Source organism: Streptomyces sp. NBC_00510 (genome assembly GCA_036013505.1).
In the GTDB taxonomy this organism is placed as follows: domain Bacteria; phylum Actinomycetota; class Actinomycetes; order Streptomycetales; family Streptomycetaceae; genus Actinacidiphila.
Genome location: CP107851.1, coordinates 212,381 through 229,991, shown reverse-complemented (window position 1 = coordinate 229,991; position 17,611 = coordinate 212,381). Strand labels below are relative to the sequence as shown.

Below are 17,611 nucleotides of genomic sequence, written 5' to 3'. Positions count from 1 at the left end.
TTGCGAGACGTATCGATACCAGAGTGCTACAGTTAATTGAACAAATGGTGGTGTCGCCGTGGCAGCCCGGCTGCGGGACCCGGAGAGGTGGAGGGGGCTGGTCATGGGGGAGTCCGGCTTCACCGAGCGCTGGCTGGACACCGGCTCGGGGCCCGGCGCTGTGGTCCGGGTCCGTGTGACCCGGGTGAACCAGGCGGTCCAGGCGGCATACCGGGCGTGGCTGGACCATGCCACCTCATGCCCCACCTGCCGGGATGGGGGCGCCCGCGGGTGCACGGTCGTGCGGCCGTTGTGGGACGCCTACCAAGCGGCTCGCCAGGCGGCCCCGTGAACCTCCTGCCCGGCTCAGCCGCCCGGGCTCCCTGCGCGCGGGCGGCTCGACCGCCGCCTTCGTGCTGGGCCACACTGAGGGCACGGCAAGCCGAGGAGGTGAAGGGGAGCGTGAGCGTTGCCGCCGCTGACCATTACGGGCCGTGGACCGTGGACGATGTCCTGGCCCTGCCCGAGGACCCGCGGAACCGGATCGAGCTGGTCGGGGGCGCGCTGATGATGAGCCCCGCGCCAGGCCTTGCGCATCAGTGGGCCTCCCACCGCCTTCACGTGCTGCTGGAACAGGCCGCTGAGACCGCGAAAGCGCCGGTGCTGGTCTTCGACGCCATCAACGTTCTCGTACCGGACGGCCTGATGATCCCGGACCTGGCCGTCGTGGACGAGGGCGTGGACCTGTCCGGTGTGACCGTGCATGCCCAGGACGTCATCGCCGTCGTGGAGATCGCCTCTCCCTCCACCCGCGTCGCGGACCGGAAGATGAAGCCCGCTCTGTATGCGGCAGCGGGTATCGAGCACTACTGGCGCCTGGAACTGGAGCCCGCTCCGCGGCTGTACCTCGGGCACCTTGAGCACGGCGCCTACGCCGACCGGCTGGTCCCAGCCGGCCAGACCACGGCGGTCACCGAGCCGTTCCCCCTGGACATCGACCCCGCCCACCTGGTGAAGCGGTAAGCAACCAGCACTGGCCGACCGTAGAGCAGCGCATGCCGCTATCGGCGCACGCGCACGCCAGGAACGCCCGAAACACGCCCGCGCGACAGCAGGGCCGGCACCCTCAAGGCCGGCCGGCGTTGCTGTGTCGCCGCCGTGTGGGCTTGCCGCGGTTGAGGGAGCCCGATCGGTGGGGCGGGTTCCCGGCGCGGCGGTTCAGCCGGTGGGGGTGTAGGGGTCGGTGAGGGTCATGGGGGTGGCGGAGATGTCCAGTGCCTGTTGCGGGAAGCGGTCGCCGGCGGTGTAGTAGCGGGCTCGGGTGCGGCCGACGGGGGTGAGGACCTGGGCGGTGACCAGGTCGCGCAGGTCGCGCTGGGCCTGTTGCAGGCTGAGGCCTTCGGCGCTTTCGTAGCGGGAGCGGCGTACTCGTCCCGCCATGGCGACGTGGTGGAGGGCGGTGATGGTGCGTTCGTCGAGGCCGGCGTGCTGGGCGAAGTCGGCGAGTTCCTCCCAGACCTTTCCGGCCCGGGTCAGCCGGCCCTGTACTGTCTGGGCCTGCTGGTGATAGGCGGTCAGGTTGAAGCGGATCCAGCCGGCGACGTCCTGGTCGGGCAGGTACTGGGGGCCGCGGCGGGCGAGTTCCCGGTAGTACTCCCAGGTATTGCCCGGCCGTCCGAGCCACGCCTCGATGGAGGAGAACTCCGGAGCCAAGACCCCTTCCCGCGCGATCAACAAGGTTTGCAGCGAGCGGGACATCCGGCCGTTGCCGTCGGCCCACGGGTGAATGGACACCAGATGCAGGTGCGCCATGGCGGCCCGGACCAGGGAGTGGGTGGCGTCATCGGTGCCCAGCCAGTCGACCAGTTCCTGCATGAGCGCGGGGACTGCTTCGGCGTCGGGGGCGGTGTAGGCGGCGATACTCGGGTCGCGGGCGTCGGTGACGTAGACGGGGCCGCGACGCCACTGTCCGGCAGGTTTGCGTGGGGTGTGGCGGTGCCCTTGGAGCATCCAGTGCAGGGCGTTGAGAAAGCTCTTGCTGTAGGTGAAGTCGGCCGAGTCGTGCAGCGTGTGGATGTAGGTCATCATCCGGTGCAGAGCGAGGGTCTCCTCCCGGTTCTCCTCGGAGACCTCCACGTCCCGCTCGCCCTCTATCAGGTCTTCCACGTCCACGGTGGCGACCTTGAAACCCTCGATGGAGTTGGACGCCGCCACAGCATCGGCGGTCAGAAACGTACGCAGGCGCTGGACCTGCCGGGACGGCATGGAACGCACCTGGTCACGCAGGGCCGAGCGCATCTCGTCGATGGAGGCGAGGACACGCTCGTCGTCACGGCTGAGGGAAGGCGTGGGGTACAGCATGAAAGGAAGATGCCGTGACGCAATTATCGCGTCAATGGATGGCTGCTCGGAGTGGTTGTGGGCGGCGTGGCGGGGTGTCTGTCGCCCCTGCAGTGCTCCCTACAGTTCCCCCTATGCGGTCCCCTACGGTGACCTCCCGTGCCCGGTGTTGCATTCGTGCAGGTCAGCGGGCCTGTGCGTGGGTGGCGGCGGTGCCGACAGCCCTTTACTCCCGCGCTTGTGTGTCAGTGGTGGGTGGTGGAGTGGTCGTGGTGGGGCTTGCGGTGGGGCCCGGGGTGCCCGCCCAGCCCCGGGGGGTGTGCGTGCGCGGCCCGCCGGCCGCGCCCCGCAGCCGGGGAGCCGGTGTGGCCCCCCAGGGGGGCCGGTTGGGATATGGAGCGGCGGCGGGGGAGGCGAGGTGTGGGGTGACGGGGAGCAGGCGGTGGCCGTATGGGTCGACGGCCCGGGTGCGGGGTCTGGTGCTGCTGGCGCTGGGGGTGGTGAAGGTCGCCACGGCCGGGCAGCTGCGGCAGCTGGTGCTGCCGGGGACGGCGGATGTGCAGACGGTCCGCAATGCATGCAAGGACCTGAAGGCGGCGGGGCTGGTGGAGTCGGTGGGCTCGGCCAACCGGCCCGGCCGGTCGGGCAGGCCGGTGGCGGAGCAGGTGTGGAACCTGACTACGGCGGGGCTGGCGGCGGCCGCCGGCGAACTCGGCCGCCCGCCGAAGGAGATGGGCGGCACGGCGCGGGAGGCGGCGAAGGCCGGTGCCGCGCACGCGCTGAAGGTGACCGACACCATCGACGCGTTCTGCCAGTCACCGCCGCAACCCACCCACCCCATCCCCCGCCGCAGCCCTCGCCGTGCTGACGAAGCCAGGCCCGTAAGCGCCGGGCCCGCCCCAACGGAAACCCCCGCCCAAAGCGCCGGGCCTGCCACCGGCACCCAGCCCGCCCCTGCAGTCCAGCCGGGGTCACGGCCGGTATCCGCCCGGCCTCGCGGCCTGGGCACCCTGCGCGGCTGGACGACGGAAGTGATCCTCCCGGTCACCGGAACCTTCACCACGCCCGGCAGGGGCAGCCTGCGGGCCGACGCGGTGCTGACGGCACCACAGGACCAGCTGCCGGTGCTGTTCGTGGAGGTCGACAACCACACCGAACCGGCAGCCGTGCTGGCGGACAAGATCGCCCGCTACCACCGCTTCTTCCAGCGCACCGTCAACGGCCACCGCGTAGGGGACGACGTCCCGCTGTGGTCGACACGATGGGACGACTCCGGCCGCGGCGGCTACCCGCCGCTGGCGATCGTCTTCACCAAACGCGTCAACCCCCAAGTCCTGCAGCGCCGCATCAGCGAAGTGGCCCGCCTCTCGGCCCCGTACTGGCAGGGCACCTGGCACACCGGCCCCTACACCGACGCTTCGGGCAAGCCAGACGGCTGGCGCACCTACGACTTCACGGTGCCCGTGGTCACCACCACCTTGGACCAGTTGGCCGCTGACGGCCCGCACGGCCCGGTGTGGTGGCGCTTCGGCCACAGCGTCCACGAGGCGCTGATCGCCGCCCTGGCCAACCCGGACGACCACCGCGCCTACAGCCGGCGCGACGAGCAGCGGCGCGCCGCCCGCCAGGCCGCCGAACAAGCCCGCCTCGCCGCCGAGGAGGCCCGCTGGAAACGAGAACAACGCCGCCGCCAGGCAGCAATGTGGCCCTGCCCGGCCTGCGGCACCGACGTCCATCCCGACGACTACAACGACGGGCAGAGCGACGGCCTGGCGCGCGGAGCCGAGTGCCCGTCCTGCCGCAGCCAGCGTGAGCGCCGTGACCGGGAGAGGGCCGAGGCGGAAGCGGAGTGGGAACGAGAGCGGCGTGGCAACGGACTGTTCGGTTGGCTTCGCGGTTGAACCCGCCGGACAGACCATGCGCTTTGCCCAACGCCAGGTTTCGGCCGCTTCCTTGCAGGCCTCCTGGCGGTGGAAGGCGCCCGGGTGATCCGCGAGCCCGGCCCGCCGCTCATCACAGGCGGGTTCCGGAGGCCTCCCGCCGCTGCGCTGAAGACGTAGGCGCTCATCGTGAAGCCGCACGGTCCACGAGCTCGGCCGCAAGCTCGTGGTCGGGCTTGGGGATGGTGCCGAAGTCCTCATCGGGCTGCGCCTCGAGGTGCTGGACGGGCTTGGTGAGCGAGTGCGACAGCGGCGGGGACGAGGCGGGCCGGCACGCCCGGTCATGACATCGACCGTGACGACCTGGGGCACTGTCGCCGTCCGGGACGGCCACGGGGCCCATAGTCATGCCTCAGGGTCCGATCGGCCGTCGCCTGCGACCGTGCGGCGTGCGCCGGGGGGTCCTGGCCCGGGTTTCGCAGCCGGCGTGGGCGATGTTCTTTGAGCTGCGGTCTTTCCGTATGCGGAGTGATGTGCACGTGATCCCTGGTGCGTGATCGTCCGGAATGCGCCGGTCACCCTTGTGTCAACGGCTTGACACAAGATCGGGCGGCGCTGCATCTTGTACTTACCGCTTGATACAAGCGGTGTTGGGCCAGGTTTCGCATGTCATTCAGGAGCTTGTTGTGCGTGTACTTGACGCGGTGCCGGCCGGTTCGGCAGCCGACCGCTACCTTCGCTGGGCAGGTCTGGTTGTTGGGGTAGTTGCCGCCCGGGTGGTCGGGCACGCAGTAGATGACGGGGAGGCCGGTGTCTTGTACGCGATCCCCGTTTTCGGGTTGTGTGCCGTTGCGGGAGTGCTGGTGGCGGACGTTCTCACTGCTCGTCCTCACGGCCCGGTCCGCACAGCGGGACTGGCACCTCGTCGGGTACGCGACTACGTGCCACCGTGGATGACTGTGCTGCTGGTCGCCGAGGCTGGCTTGCTTGTCGTCCTCCTGGTGGTGGCGGCCGTGCTCGCTTCACCGGCCGACGGGGGTCGCGCCGGCCGTTCCCTTGCCGTCACGTGTCCGGATGGGAGCACGGTGAGCACGGGTCCTTGGCCGGGTTTGTTCTACGGCTTGCCCATCCTTGCGTCGCTTGCCGTGTCGACGGCCGTTTGCCTGTGGTCGCTGACCAGGATCGCCCGCCGTCCCGGCGACGAGGCGACCCGTCGCAACCGCGCGTTGGCGATCGTCGCCGCGTGGGGTCTGCTGGTCTCGGTACCTCTGCTCGGCGCCGCGTCCACTGCCTCGGGCGCACTGCTTGGCATCACCTGTGACGGCACCGGCGGCCGGGTCGGGAACTGGGCGCTGTGGCCGACGGCCCTGATTGCCCTCGTCACCGTGCCGTGGTGCCTGTTCACGGTCATCTCACCCAAGGCCCGGGGGCACCGGTGAGCGGCCCCGTCATCCGGATCGACACCTCGAGCCATGTCCCGCCGTACGAGCAGATCCGCGCGCAACTCGCCGCCCTGATCACCTCGCTCCGTCTCCCGGAGGGTGAGCGTCTGCCGACGGTACGGCAGCTGGCGGCCGATCTGGGCCTGGCGCCTGGAACGGTGGCCAGGGCCTACCGTGAACTGGAAGCCGCGTCCCTGATCACCAGCCGCCGCGGGGCGGGGACACGGGTGGCATCGCTCCCCTTGTCCGCCACCGCTCCGGACCCGGCCGCACTGGCCGAACTGGCTCGGCGGTTCGTCACCGAGGCGGGGGAGCTCGGTGCAGACAAGGAGATCATGCTGGAGGCGGTACGTGAGGCACTGGAGCAGCGGCCGTAGTCGCTCAGCGCACGCGTCCGAGATGGATGACGCTGACGCGGATCTGCTGCTCGCTGATCTCGTACATCACGCGGTACGCGCCGATGTGGATGCGCAGCACGTCGGCTTGGCCGAACGCGCCGTCGGGGCGTGGGTCTACGGCGAGGTGGTCGACGGCGGCGAACACCTGGCGTACACCGTCGGGGTCGTCCTTGGCGAAGCGTTCTGCCTGGGCGAGGGCCTCGGGCTCCCAAATGACCTCGTAGCTCACGCCTTGCCCTCGCCGAAGATCCGCCGGTAGGCCTCCTCGTGCGAAACGCCGGCGTCCTCACCCCGGGCCTGGCGCGCCCGGTAAGAAGCCAGGGCCCGCAGTTCCTGCAGTTCCAGGGCGTCGGCAGGGCTGACGAGTATGGCGACGGTCTGGCCGTGGTCGGTGATGGCGACCGGTTCGCGGGTGGCGCTGACCTCGCGGGCGATGGCACCGAGGCGAGCCCGGGCTTCCACGATCGAGTACGTCGTCTCCGTCATGCACACCACCTTACATAAGTGTGCACGGGGCGGGAGGCCGTGCCGGGACGCAGGCGGGTGCTGCCCCGGGGTACCCGCGCAGGTGCAGGGGAATTGAGGGCCGGCGAAGTTCTCCCGCGTACGAGCGGAGGGGAGTATCCGCAAGCCCCGGGACCCCCGCGGTGCTGCGCTTGTCGGTGCTGCTTTCAGCCGCAGAAGGCACACGGGTACGTACCCGTACCCCTCATGCTGTGGTGCGCCACGACGAAAGGAGACCGCACGTGTCCGTTGTGAACGTCCGTATCCCTGCCGAAGCCCGGGACCGGCTGGCGCAGATCGCCGCCGCCGAGGGCCTGTCGCTGTGCGCCTACCTGACCCGCCTGGCCGAGACCCTCCTCACCCCCGCCGAGCGGGCCGAGCGCGCCGAAGCCGCCCGTGCCGACCTCAATGCCTGGAACGGCTACGCCCCCACCCCCACCGAGCAGGACGACCTGGACGCCGAACTCGACCGCCGCCTGACCCAGGCCACGACCACCCGGTGAACCAGACCGTGCACGTCATCCAGACGACACCGCCATGGTCGCCGCCGGCCACGGCAACCTCCTCGCCTCCCGCCTCATCCACCGCGCCCACGCCGAACCCGGCTGGCACCTGTACGCACCCGCCTGCGCCCTGGTCGAAGCCGACCGCGCCCGCCCGGGCACCGCCGAGCACATCGCAGCCCTGCCCGGCAGCACCGTCGTCGAGCTCGACCTGCCCACCGCCCTGGCCCTCGCCCAAGAGACCACCTGGGTCGCCGCCCACACCCGCCACGCCGCCCAGCCCACCCCGGAACGCCCCGACGGCGCGGTCATCGCCACCGCCGCGCCGGACCAGTGGGCCGATCAGCCCGTCAGGACCCTCGACCTCACCTGACCCCCAGGGTCCGAAACCGCACGCCTTGCAAACGTGCGGCGTGTCAAGCAGGACGGTCTCTGCGGCAGTCGATCCGTCGGCCGCGTACAGCTTCCACGAAGGCGTGGAGGAAGGAGGCCAACGTCGACCATGACCGTCGCCTGACTCCCGACGCCCATCCGTCGCAGCACCCGTTGGGACGCGGCAGACAGCAGGTCACACCGCATCCCAGTGCTAGAGATGCCAAGAGCACCGCAGGGACCGCGGCTGGCCATCGGCCGAGGTCGTGCTCTATTGGATGGTGCAGCGGTGTGGGTGTTCGGGGTTATCGGGGCAGGTGAAGATGTTGAGTTCGCCCCAACGGCCCACGGTGATCTGGGTGGGAGTGGCAGACCGGTGTACGGGTTGTACCTGGTCCTCTTCCAGGGGCCGCCAGTTGCGGCTGCCGCCGTCCCATTCGGAGCTGTCGATGGTCAGCAGCAGGTGCATCGGTGTCCTGCAGGTCAGGCAGTCCATGGGGTACGGGTCGGTCGCGTGCCATGAGGCGAAGCCCCCCACGCGCCAGCCGGGCGGGATGGACAGGTCGTACTGGTAGGCGAGCTGCTCTTGTGTGCCCTCGCCTGCCGATTGCTCGACCTCCTGTTCAAGGGCATCTTCCCAGGTGTCGATCCGGGCGAGCAGTTCCTCGGGCAGCAGGCCGGCATAGGGGTAGGTGTCCACCTGCTCCGGGTGGAGCACGCAGGGCTCGGGCACGAAGCCGTCGGCCCCGACAACCAGCGGCTGTGGCGGCGCGGTCAGTACCTTGCCGACCTCCCGTGACTGCCGCCAGCGCAGATGCACGTTGAGGTCGTACCGGCTTGGGCCGTGTGCGTTGAAGGGGCACCAGAACACCTGGAGTAGATCGCAGTTGCCCGGCCCCGCCGACAGGTCGGGGACATCCCGCCGGTACAGCTGCGCGAGGCCGATCATCGGCAGCGGGTCAGCCTCGGATGCCCCGGGGATCCGGTGTTCGCGGTGCAGTTCATGCAGGAGCTCCCGTTCTTCGTCTGTAGGGCCGGTGGCCTGTTCGCGGGTCCATGCAGAGGCCAGGATCTGCCGGTAGCGGTGGATGTCGGCTGGTCGTCGCCCCCGCCCGCGCCCGTGGGCCTCGTCGCACACCGGCCACGGCTCGTCCGCCGGCCACAGCATGGGACCGCCCACGGAACTGGCTGACAGACCGGGCGTGCCCGGCCGTGGATGAAGCCGGGTTGTCGTCCCCCGCAAAGCGCCCAGTTCCGGGAAGAGCGCCTCGACAACGACAGGGCGCGGCGGCGTGGTCCTCGTCATGGCCGCGACCTTAGACACCTGACAACCCCAGGCCTCGCGCACCCCTCGGCAGCGACCCCCTCGCACCAACGCTGGGAGCTGTCCTGCCGGCAGAAAACCGAACGGGCCTGGGCTGCGCCCCGGGCTCGGCCTCCCGTGGGCTGAGGCCGCAGGGCCAGGTGCACCTTCATGTATCCCCTGGGGATGCGCGTGGGTGTGCGGCCGGTGCTGGGCTGTCAGTGGTGGGGGCAAGGATGTTCGTGTCATGACAGACGATCAGGGAGGGGCAGGCGTGAAGAGCACGAGGAGGGCCACGGTGGCCGCGGTGCTGGCAGCCTTTGTGATGGCTGGGGCGGGCCCGGCGATGGCGGTGGCTGCTGGAGCGGCCGGCACGACCGGTGCCGGCGCTGTGGCGACGTCCGTGGCGGCTGGGGGTCTTCTTCCGCGTCCGGGTCCGGAGGGTCTGGTGTGGGTCGAGGAATGGCGGGGCGATGGGGGAGTGGTATCCGGGGGAGCGTGGGACACACTGCCGACGGTGCTCACGGTTGCTTGCGAGGGCGGGGGCAGTGTGGCGGTGACGATGAGCTGGCAGGGGGAGCAGGTAGCCGAGTTCTCGGTGGACTGTCCGGCAGGCGCCCCGGGGGTGGGTTCGGTGACGATGGATGCTGGTGTGGTGGGGTCGGGATCCTTCTCGGTGGGGGTTGACGCATCGGATGAGAACATTCGGTGGGCCCTGACGGTGACCCAGCCCGAATAGCCCGGCCGCCCTTTGTGTAGTGCTGCCCGGTGGCTGGTGAACGAGTAGGGGCGTGCAGGACCGGCTCGGCATACGCCGTTTCGATCTGCCGTTCGGACTGTTCGACCGCACAGGATTGCGTTCGGGCGTCTTGAGCCGTCCGGCGGGTGCATGCGCGGTGCCTGTCCTGGGCGACGTTGGTTCAGGCGGGATGCGGACCCGTGGTGATCTGCGCCAAGTCCGGCAGTTGTAGCCTGCGAGTCATGGCGCTTGGGACTGGGACGGTACACGGCTTCTACGCGCGTAAGTTGCTGGTAGAAGCCGGTGTGGATCCTGACGATCTGCGGCTGGACGCGTACGAGCAGGTGGACCGTGCAGTCGCGCTTGTGCTGAGCGGTTTCGACTCCGAGCGCTCCGAGCTGGTCGAGGGCGCGGTCACTCTCGCCTCGGACATTCTGCGGCGGTGGCGTGCGCCCCGGCCGGAGCTGGTGGCCGGCCTGGTGCGCTGCCTGGAATCCCGTCATTCTCATGCCAGAGGCGACGCGGCGATGGTGCTGGGGCGGCTGGTGTCGGCGGACTCCACGCAGGACATCACGTCGGCCGTTCCCGCCCTGATCGTAGCCGCCGATGATTCCTACGACCGGGTTGCCGGGCCGGCGGCATGGGCTCTTGCCCGTCTCGACCATCCGGCAGTTCTGGACTCGGTGCACCGGTGGCTGGCGTCAAGCAGCAGACTTCCGTTCTTCCAGGTGACGTCGCTCGGGCAGGTCCTGCAGCCGCTGGTCGGATGTGCCCCCGAGTTGCTCCCCGCAATCCGTCGCATGCTCGTCGACTCGGCCGACGAGGAGGGCTTGCGTCCGGTCCTCACGGCCCTGGCCGCTTGGGGCTCCGCCGCGAGCGAGGCGGTGCCAGAACTTGTGTCGACACTCGCCACCCGCAACGTCCGATGGGCCTGCGACGTGCTCGGCAGTATCGGCCCGGCGGCGGCGCCCGCGGCGAACACCCTCGAGGGCTTCGTCCGTGGCGTCACGCAACCACCGCGCCACGACGGCAGCACCCTGTTGCCGAACGGCATACGAAGATGGCACGGCGCACAGAACGCAGCGTGGGCTCATTGGCGGATCACCGGTGAATCAAAGGTCTTCCTGGCTTTCGCGCAGGACGCGGCATCCCAGGGCTTGGGGTATGCCGACCTTGGCCGCTTGGCGGAGTTGGGGCCCATAGCGGCGCGATGCATGACCGCGGTCCGGCCGTTGCTGGCGTCCCCCGGCCCGTGGACCCGTGTCCAGGCCGCCTACGCTTGGTGGCGGATCACCGGCGACACCGACGCCGCTGTCCCGGTACTGCTGGCGGCGCTGGAACCTCTCAGGTCGGGTGATGCCGACGAGCCCTGCCGCGCGGCGGTCCGATACATCGCCCACATCGGTGCCCCCGCCTCCGCCGCTGCACCTGTGCTGGAAGCCACGCTGTTGTCCGACCGGTGCTTCCCAGCCGACGTCTACCCTGCGGCACGTGCGGCGCTGGCGTCCTTCAGCGACGGCCTCCCCCTTCAATAGACCACCAATTCCCGAAAGCCACCGGCCGGACCCGACAGTAGGCCGTCGCGTGGGTCCCGGCAGTTGTCGCCGGCAGCGGTCGCTGAGTTCGTCTGTCTGCTCGCGCCCTGCGGCACCGGGCAGTCCGCTGCTGGTCGGTGATTGCCATGATGGGTGCCAGCAGGTTCTCAGGTGCCTCTGAAGGGGCGACTATGGCGTTCACCACCGAAGCCGATTTCGGAGCCGCCGAACGGGATGAGTGGTCCTATGCGCCGGCTGTCGGCGTCGGCCCGTTCCGGTTCGGGATGACCGTCGGCGAAGTGGTCGAGGCGGCTGAGGTCCTCGGCCAGACGAAGGTCAGCGATTGTGCACGGGACCACGCGGTCTTCTCGCCGACGTGGAAGGTCGAGGTCAACCGTCGGGGGGTGGCTCCGTCTCCACCTGCCGTCACCACTTAAGTGAGCCAAGCTGTGGGGCTGTTCTGCATCGGTGCCGACGCCGTGTACGGTCCCCAGGTCGCCTACGACGGTATCCCGCTGGTCGGGAGAGACCTGTCGGAGCTGGAGCGCGACGCAATCGCGTATGCCGAGGCAATGGACGCGCACGTTCGCTACACGCCGGAGGGCTACGCGGGACCGGATGTTCCCGGGGTCGTCTTGCGCGGTCAACTGGTCGGGCCGGTCCTGCGATCGCGTCCGTTGTTCATGGTGACGCGCGACGGCGCGAATACCGAATGGGATTCGATGCCCTCCGAGGAGTACCGCGTCGGTGGTCAGTCCACGGCCTGACGCGGTGTGACCCATGACGAGGGGCGGAGGGGATATGCGCGAGTACGCCGACCCACCAGTCGAGGCCGCGTTCGGGTCGCCCGTTACGTGACGCTCGTCGGCACCGCGAGGAGCGGGCCGGACCATTCGAAGACGGGCGGCTCCGACCCCTCGATGACGAGTCACCGACGCGGGGAATGAAGAGCGTCCCTGCGGAATTTTCACGAACCCTCATCAGCGGTGCCCCGCTGCGCACCGACATCGGCCGCTTCGGGCCCGGCGGGCGCAGCGTGTACGGCGCCCGCCCCGGGACCGCCGAGCACATCGCAGCCCTGCCCGGCATCACCGTCGTCGACCTCGACTTGCCCGCAGCCCCTGGCCCTCGCCCGCGAGCCGACCCGGGCCACCGCTCATCACCGCGACACGGCCTGGCCCACCCCGGAGCGCCGCGACCTCGCGGTCAGCGCCACGGCCGCCTCGGACCGGTGGAACGGCTGGCGCACGATCCCTTGCACTATTGCTTGCCCCCGGCCCCGGCCCCGGCAATGCCTGCGCCCAATCCGTCGCGCACGGCTGGTGGGGGGCCGTTTCCTGGTACGCCGGGCCCGCAGGGGCACCAGTGTGCGTGCTGTGCCGGGAAGGGGAAGCCGTCCACACCGCGCAGGAGTGGTTCGCCCGAACCGCCGTGCTCATCGAGGACCGCACCCGCAACGGGCGCCGCCGGATGTGGCGAGAAGACGCCGTGGCAGGCCTGCGGCCCCTCCTCGAGGAGTGAACCCACAAGGTTCGCCAAACCGGCCGCGGCTCAGTTGGCCCTGTTCTCGGGGCACTCATGGCCGCATACACGGAACACCGGCCGCATTGGCTCAAAAACGCCTTTCAGGCCCAACAGCACCCCACCCACACTTCGCTCATGTCCACGCCAAAGGCGTGGGCTCTTCGGGGAGGGGTGGACCGTGCGAGCAGCACACCGTGCGAAGTTGGCCGCGCTGACGGCAGGGGTACTGGCCGTGTCGGCAGGTCTGGCCGTGACCACCGCGGGACCGGCCTCAGCAAGCGCCCCCTGCGGCAAGGGGGGGCTGTACAAGGACGGCACCCGTGTGACGATGACGAGTGGCGTCAGCGCCAACATGCGCAGCGGCTCCAGCACGGGCTGCGCCGTCGCGGGATGGGCCGACAACCGTGACGGTCTCGAGTACTGGTGCTACACGAACAGCGAGAACGGGACCTGGACGTATCTGTCCAACATCCACGACAAGACGATCGGGTGGGTGAAGGACACCCTGCTGCCCAACGGCGGCTCGTACAAGTGGTGCGGTTTCTGACCCCCTAAGGGCCCCGGCACGTCCGGTGGAGCAGCCAACAGGTAACGCGTTCGGCAGCCTCATGACCGCCGCCCACTCCCAAGGGCCGGGGGTGGGCGGCGACGCTCTCAGGGTCGCACCCCGTTACCTTTCGCATGGCCCCGAAACGGGGCGCCTGGCCTCGGGGCACCGCTTGACCGCTGATGAGGGACGTCAAAGAGCAGCAGGCGGCCGAGAGGGCACTCTGCCCGCGGGACGCGAAAATGCATCGCATCGGCAGCCCGCGCACCACACTCGGCTGGCCCGACAGCCAGCTGCTGGGCTACCTCCACGATCGCCTCAAGGACCAGGAAGCCGACCCGTCGTTCGCTCCGCCGGCGTACGGCCGGCGAGAAGCCCTCAGCATCCCCCACCCCAGCCCCGCCGAGCCGCAGGCCGCGCAGGCGGAATGGGGCCAGCTCACCGTCATCATCAGGGCTGCCATCGCTGCATGCGAGGAACGCATCGCCAGGGGAGTACCGCGCTGACCATTGCCGCGCCGAGCAGCCTCGGGTCGTCCGCCGAAAGTCCGTGCCATGCACTGACGCATGGCACGGACCGTTCCTTCAGCACGGCGCCGAGGCGGCAGCGGGACTAGGCCGTGTCTGACAAAGATCATCTGGTGGGCTCGCTGAGCCAGAGGATGAGTGCGGCGAGCTGGAGGCCGCCGAATCAATGATCGACTATGGCTAGTCGCCCATGAACCACAGATAGCTGCCCGGCGTTGCCACACAGGCTTCGAGGAGCTTGGCGAGGTCGAGGAGAGCTGCCTTCTGCTGCTCGTCGCCGCAGTCCTTCGCCAGCTCGGCAACGTCTGCGCTGGCAACTTGAGCCTCTTGCTCGTTGAGCAGCGTGTCGCCGTACGGATCTACCCAGCCGAGCTTGCCCGAGCCATGACGATCAAGCCTGCCCAGCGCCCGCGCCAGCGCTTCACCATGGTGGTAAGACCCCCGCAGCAACGTGGCTCGGGAGGACCCTTTTCGGGCGGGCCGCCCCGAGTGAAGCTCAAGCTCGATCCCCATGACCTCTCCGTCAGCCTCGGACACCTCAGCTTTGTAGAGATCAATTTTTGTCAGATACGGCCGGGGTCGGAGCTGTCCATCTGCTGGCTGTAGAGGTGCTTCCTGCCCGTCAGAGCGGTCTGCAGTGGGGCCGCGCACTCGCCCCAGGCGGCTCTGCGTTCTCGATGTCGTCGTGGTCCGCTGGCGAGGCGTATGTGGCGGGCACCACCACTGGTCGGGACTCCGGCCCGCAGTGCGAGCGGGACCGGATTTGTCGTCGCCTGCACCCTGAGCTGCTCCAGGACCTTGTCGCCGTCCAGCGTGGACACTGCGACCACCGACCACCGACCGCCGTGCCTGACCCTGCGTCATGCCTGCGCGGTCTGCACCGGCAGATCCAAGGTAGGGGACCATGACCAGGATCCGGCCCTCCCGGAACAGATCCAGTGCCGCCTGCACAGCGGTGATCTTCTTCCCCGCCCCCCGTTCAGGACGCCAACGCGGCCCGCGCCCCTGCACAGCACGGCAGAGCGTGCAGGCAATCCCACCCACTGCCGGATACGCGCATTCGCCTCCACCTGGTGCTCCCGAAGCGCAAGCCCAGGCATTCTCGGGTTTCTCCTGCCGCGTTTCCTGCAGCCTGCCAGAGAGATCATGCCGCTGCGAGCGAGCAACCAGATCATCCCGCACCACGGCTACGCCCCGGGGTACCGGACTGACAAACCGGCACCACCCCAGAGCGGGGGCAGCCTGATGCCGGACGCCCCTCGTCATGTCCACGTATGCTCAGCCCGGCCTCGAATCATGAGGCAGGGGCAGGGGCAGGGGCAGGGGCAGGGGCAGGGAGAGAGCTCATGTGGGACGGGATCGAACTGTGGCTGCGCAAGGCCGGCGGCCCGCTACTCATGGGCCTGGTCATGGCAGGCTTCGCGCTGGCCCGTGAGCAGTGGTGGCTGCCATGGCGCGTGGCAGTTCTCCTCATGAGCCTCGGGTCACTGGTGGGGTGCGGGGTCGAGACGTGGAAACTGCTCCGCAGCCGGGTCCCTGCCAAGACGGCTCTGGATCGCCTGGAAACAGCCGGGAGCGGGGAAATCCCGTACCTGGGTTCGGATGCGCCCGCGATCCAGGATGCCCTCACCACCCCTCTTCCCCCGGGCCGATAACAGCCTGCCCTACCTGATGGGCGAGATGATGAGCCCGCTCGTCCTCACCGCGGCGGACATGGACGTACACCGTATGCCCCACCGCCGGTTCATGCTCAGCGGTGGAGTTGATGCACATCTGCACCCCCGTCCGCGCATACTCCACATCCAGCCCCAGCTCCGGCACAGCCGGCCAGCTCAGCCCCATCCACGCCAGCTGCCCGCGTGCTCCAGACGCGACAAGAGGAAGGAAGCGCCCCAGGACGTCCTCCCCGACGACCTCCTCCGCACTGAGCTCCCCAGGCAGCAGCCGCGCGACTGCCTCCGGATCCTTGGGCAGCTCACCCGCCAGCAAACGGGAGCCACCCAAAGAGCACAACGCGCCGGGAAAGAGCTCACGGGCTTTCAGAGCATCCGCAACATCCCCCAGTTCGGCGTCCACGAACACATGCCCGTCCCACTCCCCGCAACGCAGCAAAGCCGAAGCCACCGCCAGAGCCCGTCTCGCATCCAAGGTCCGGAAGACCGGATAGGCTACTGACACCCCCACAAAATTTCCCCTCGCTCCAAGACAGAAATAGAAGAGATCCCCCGAGGGGGCATCACCTGTTTTGTCACCGCCTGGAAAAGCTGTTCATGGGGGAGCGTTGTGACCAGTGGTTGTTCACTTTGATCGACTGCTCTGGTTCTGTTCCGAGGCTGGTTCCTTGGCTGGTGGTGCGGTGATGTGATTGTTCACTGCTGCTGTTCAGTTGGGCCTGTCGTGTCGTGGCTTCGGGGATGCTCAGATTGTTTGGCTGGTGTGCAGTTCTAGCGGTTCGTCCCTGTGATGGTCATAGTGCAGCCCCCAGCCGTTATCTGGCACAACGCGACGGTCTTGCTCTTGCCGGTCCTGAGCTGCGGACGAGGTGGTATCTGAACCGTTCCGGGTTCGATAGGGACTCGGTGCCAGGACGGGGTGGAGGGGGATGACGAGCGATACCAGCCCTACCACCAGGGCGGCATCGTGTGGAACCCGCCTCTCGTCCTCACCCCCGAGCAGGAGCGTGCGAAAGAAGAGAAGGAGCGGGAGCACCGGAGGAAGTTCCTGCGGAACAGGGCGGAGTCTCGAGTACGGGGAATGCTCCTTGGTCTGGCGGTGGGGGAGACGCTGGGGGCCGCTGGCAGCAAGCTGCCGGCCGGCGGGCCGTTGCGGGCCGGCGTGAGTACCCAGTTGGCTTGCTTCACTGCGGAGGGCACCATCCGTGCGATGGTCCGCGGCAAGCACAAGGGCATCTGCCATCCGGCGTCGGTGGTCTGGCACGCGTACTGCCGGTGGGCGGCCTTGCAGGGCATCGAGGCCGAGCGGATGCGGCGTCGCTGGGCTCCCTACGACACCGAAACGGCGTGGCCGGACGGCTGGCTGGCGCAGGTATCTGTGCTGGCGGAGCGGAGCGGCGCGGCTCCGCGCCGGCGACGGTGGCGGCGCTGTCGAAGGTCGAGCAGGGCACCGTGGAGCGACCGGCGACGGACAGCCGTGGCTACCATCTTCGGCCACGGGAGGGTCCCGGCCGTCCTTGCTCGAGCACGGCAGCAAAGTCGACCTTGTTCAGGGTGTCCTTTCGAAGCACCCGCGCCGGGCGGCATCGCCTGGTGTGTAGGTCTCGTCGCTGGCGTCGTGGCCACCGAGACGGAGCCCCGTCCGGTCAAAAGGTCAGCTCTCTCGCATGAGGGTGGCGAGGGCGGTGGACCAGTTGACGTGATCGAATTCTGTGCCGGGTGGGACCAGCCGGTATGTCTCTTCGAGCCATTTCTGCAACTGGACCAGGTTCATCTCGAAGAGGCTTGACATGTCGTGTACCTCGAGTCGCAGGAGTACCACCTGGCGGCCACGGACACGTGAGGGCCACAACCGTACATCCCCGATTCCGCTGGGTTCTCCCGTTCCTTGAAGGAGCACGTCACGCGAGATCGTCCAGCGGACGACGGAGTCTTCGGGTGTGTGCAGGGCCAGGGAAACAACGAGGGGATCGGCCTCGTCGTAGCAGAACTCGGCGTCGTGAGGGATGCGGAGTGAAGGGATGAGGATCCTGTCGGCGCGTAGGCGTAGCGGCCGGATGCGGCGTACGGGGCGCTTGCGTGTCGGGAAGTCTGGTTGCTGGTTGGGCACGGACCGGCCTCTTTCGAATGGTGGGAACTCCTCTACTGTGGCCCGGAGGACGCCGGCTGGGCATCGGTAACCCGACCAGGCGCATGGCTTATATGGGGAGCGGGACGGCGCGAGAGCACGGGGGAAATGACAGGGGTGACGCTTGTAGGCGTTGGCCTCTGTGCGCGTGCACGCGTCAGAGCCGGGCTTCGAGGTCTTCCTCGCGGCCGGCTGTGAGTCATGGGTCCGGTGCTCG

General features: G+C 69.0%; 22 protein-coding genes. 13 read left to right on the top strand and 9 right to left on the bottom strand.

Going from position 1 to position 17,611, the window contains the following annotated elements; genetic code table 11:
• The first annotated feature begins 441 nt into the window (after positions 1–441).
• Entirely contained in the window at positions 442–1,002 is a 561-nt protein-coding gene (locus OG937_00995) for a Uma2 family endonuclease (protein ID WUD70399.1), read from the top strand.
• A 195-nt stretch (positions 1,003–1,197) separates the two neighbouring features.
• Here the strand turns inward: OG937_00995 and OG937_00990 are convergent, their stop codons facing one another.
• Positions 1,198–2,340 (bottom strand): Fic family protein, encoded by a 1,143-nt coding sequence (locus tag OG937_00990; protein WUD70398.1) that lies wholly within the window; start codon positions 2,338–2,340, stop codon positions 1,198–1,200.
• 404 nt (positions 2,341–2,744) lie between these two features.
• Here OG937_00990 and OG937_00985 point away from each other — a divergent pair, with 404 nt between their 5' ends.
• On the top strand, positions 2,745–4,220 hold the full coding sequence (locus OG937_00985) for a replication-relaxation family protein (GenBank protein ID WUD70397.1): 1,476 nt from the start codon (positions 2,745–2,747) through the stop codon (positions 4,218–4,220).
• 163 nt (positions 4,221–4,383) lie between these two features.
• Here OG937_00985 and OG937_00980 read toward each other — a convergent pair whose 3' ends face one another.
• On the bottom strand, positions 4,384–4,608 hold the full coding sequence (locus OG937_00980; GenBank protein ID WUD70396.1) for a hypothetical protein: 225 nt from the start codon (positions 4,606–4,608) through the stop codon (positions 4,384–4,386).
• Between the two features lie 550 nt (positions 4,609–5,158).
• Here OG937_00980 and OG937_00975 point away from each other — a divergent pair.
• A complete protein-coding gene (locus tag OG937_00975) occupies positions 5,159–5,638 on the top strand; it encodes a hypothetical protein (GenBank protein WUD70395.1) in 480 nt (159 codons plus the stop codon).
• Positions 5,635–6,018 (top strand): GntR family transcriptional regulator, encoded by a 384-nt coding sequence (locus OG937_00970; GenBank protein ID WUD70394.1) that lies wholly within the window; start codon positions 5,635–5,637, stop codon positions 6,016–6,018. The genes OG937_00975 and OG937_00970 overlap by 4 nt, the downstream gene beginning before the upstream one ends.
• Positions 6,019–6,022: 4 nt before the next feature.
• On the opposite strand, the gene OG937_00965 is transcribed toward OG937_00970, so the two are convergent.
• A complete protein-coding gene (locus OG937_00965) occupies positions 6,023–6,268 on the bottom strand; it encodes a type II toxin-antitoxin system RelE/ParE family toxin (GenBank protein ID WUD70393.1) in 246 nt (81 codons plus the stop codon).
• The gene (locus tag OG937_00960) at positions 6,265–6,525 is read right to left on the bottom strand and encodes a type II toxin-antitoxin system Phd/YefM family antitoxin (GenBank protein WUD70392.1); all 261 of its coding nucleotides are present in this window, start codon (positions 6,523–6,525) and stop codon (positions 6,265–6,267) included. The genes OG937_00965 and OG937_00960 overlap by 4 nt, the downstream gene beginning before the upstream one ends.
• Positions 6,526–6,785: 260 nt before the next feature.
• On the opposite strand from OG937_00960, the gene OG937_00955 reads away from it, so the two are divergent.
• Together OG937_00955 and OG937_00950 are read left to right on the top strand one after the other, a co-directional pair.
• Positions 6,786–7,046, top strand: coding sequence for a hypothetical protein (locus OG937_00955; GenBank protein ID WUD70391.1), 261 nt, complete (start codon positions 6,786–6,788; stop codon positions 7,044–7,046).
• A 34-nt stretch (positions 7,047–7,080) separates the two neighbouring features.
• Positions 7,081–7,419, top strand: a complete 339-nt coding sequence (locus OG937_00950; GenBank protein WUD70390.1) for a hypothetical protein — start codon at positions 7,081–7,083, stop codon at positions 7,417–7,419.
• 270 nt (positions 7,420–7,689) lie between these two features.
• Here the strand turns inward: OG937_00950 and OG937_00945 are convergent, their stop codons facing one another.
• The gene (locus OG937_00945) at positions 7,690–8,724 is read right to left on the bottom strand and encodes a hypothetical protein (protein ID WUD70389.1); all 1,035 of its coding nucleotides are present in this window, start codon (positions 8,722–8,724) and stop codon (positions 7,690–7,692) included.
• A gap of 978 nt (positions 8,725–9,702) precedes the next feature.
• Between OG937_00945 and OG937_00940 the strand changes: the two genes are divergently transcribed.
• From OG937_00940 to OG937_00915, 6 genes are all read left to right on the top strand, one after another.
• On the top strand, positions 9,703–10,995 hold the full coding sequence (locus OG937_00940; protein WUD70388.1) for a hypothetical protein: 1,293 nt from the start codon (positions 9,703–9,705) through the stop codon (positions 10,993–10,995).
• A gap of 191 nt (positions 10,996–11,186) precedes the next feature.
• A complete protein-coding gene (locus OG937_00935) occupies positions 11,187–11,432 on the top strand; it encodes a hypothetical protein (GenBank protein ID WUD70387.1) in 246 nt (81 codons plus the stop codon).
• A 12-nt stretch (positions 11,433–11,444) separates the two neighbouring features.
• Positions 11,445–11,762, top strand: coding sequence for a hypothetical protein (locus tag OG937_00930; GenBank protein ID WUD70386.1), 318 nt, complete (start codon positions 11,445–11,447; stop codon positions 11,760–11,762).
• A 604-nt stretch (positions 11,763–12,366) separates the two neighbouring features.
• Entirely contained in the window at positions 12,367–12,516 is a 150-nt protein-coding gene (locus tag OG937_00925; protein WUD70385.1) for a hypothetical protein, read from the top strand.
• A 325-nt stretch (positions 12,517–12,841) separates the two neighbouring features.
• Positions 12,842–13,066, top strand: coding sequence for a hypothetical protein (locus OG937_00920; protein WUD70384.1), 225 nt, complete (start codon positions 12,842–12,844; stop codon positions 13,064–13,066).
• A 182-nt stretch (positions 13,067–13,248) separates the two neighbouring features.
• A complete protein-coding gene (locus tag OG937_00915) occupies positions 13,249–13,572 on the top strand; it encodes a hypothetical protein (protein WUD70383.1) in 324 nt (107 codons plus the stop codon).
• 201 nt (positions 13,573–13,773) lie between these two features.
• Here OG937_00915 and OG937_00910 read toward each other — a convergent pair whose 3' ends face one another.
• Both OG937_00910 and OG937_00905 read right to left on the bottom strand, forming a co-directional pair.
• A complete protein-coding gene (locus OG937_00910) occupies positions 13,774–14,106 on the bottom strand; it encodes a hypothetical protein (GenBank protein WUD70382.1) in 333 nt (110 codons plus the stop codon).
• Between the two features lie 50 nt (positions 14,107–14,156).
• The gene (locus OG937_00905; GenBank protein ID WUD70381.1) at positions 14,157–14,414 is read right to left on the bottom strand and encodes a hypothetical protein; all 258 of its coding nucleotides are present in this window, start codon (positions 14,412–14,414) and stop codon (positions 14,157–14,159) included.
• Positions 14,415–14,939: 525 nt separating this feature from the next.
• Between OG937_00905 and OG937_00900 the strand changes: the two genes are divergently transcribed.
• Positions 14,940–15,248, top strand: coding sequence for a hypothetical protein (locus OG937_00900; protein ID WUD70380.1), 309 nt, complete (start codon positions 14,940–14,942; stop codon positions 15,246–15,248).
• Here OG937_00900 and OG937_00895 read toward each other — a convergent pair.
• Positions 15,220–15,669, bottom strand: a complete 450-nt coding sequence (locus tag OG937_00895; GenBank protein WUD70379.1) for a hypothetical protein — start codon at positions 15,667–15,669, stop codon at positions 15,220–15,222. The genes OG937_00900 and OG937_00895 overlap by 29 nt on opposite strands.
• Positions 15,670–16,920: 1,251 nt before the next feature.
• Positions 16,921–17,376, bottom strand: coding sequence for an SsgA family sporulation/cell division regulator (locus tag OG937_00890; GenBank protein ID WUD70378.1), 456 nt, complete (start codon positions 17,374–17,376; stop codon positions 16,921–16,923).
• Positions 17,377–17,611: the final 235 nt, after the last annotated feature.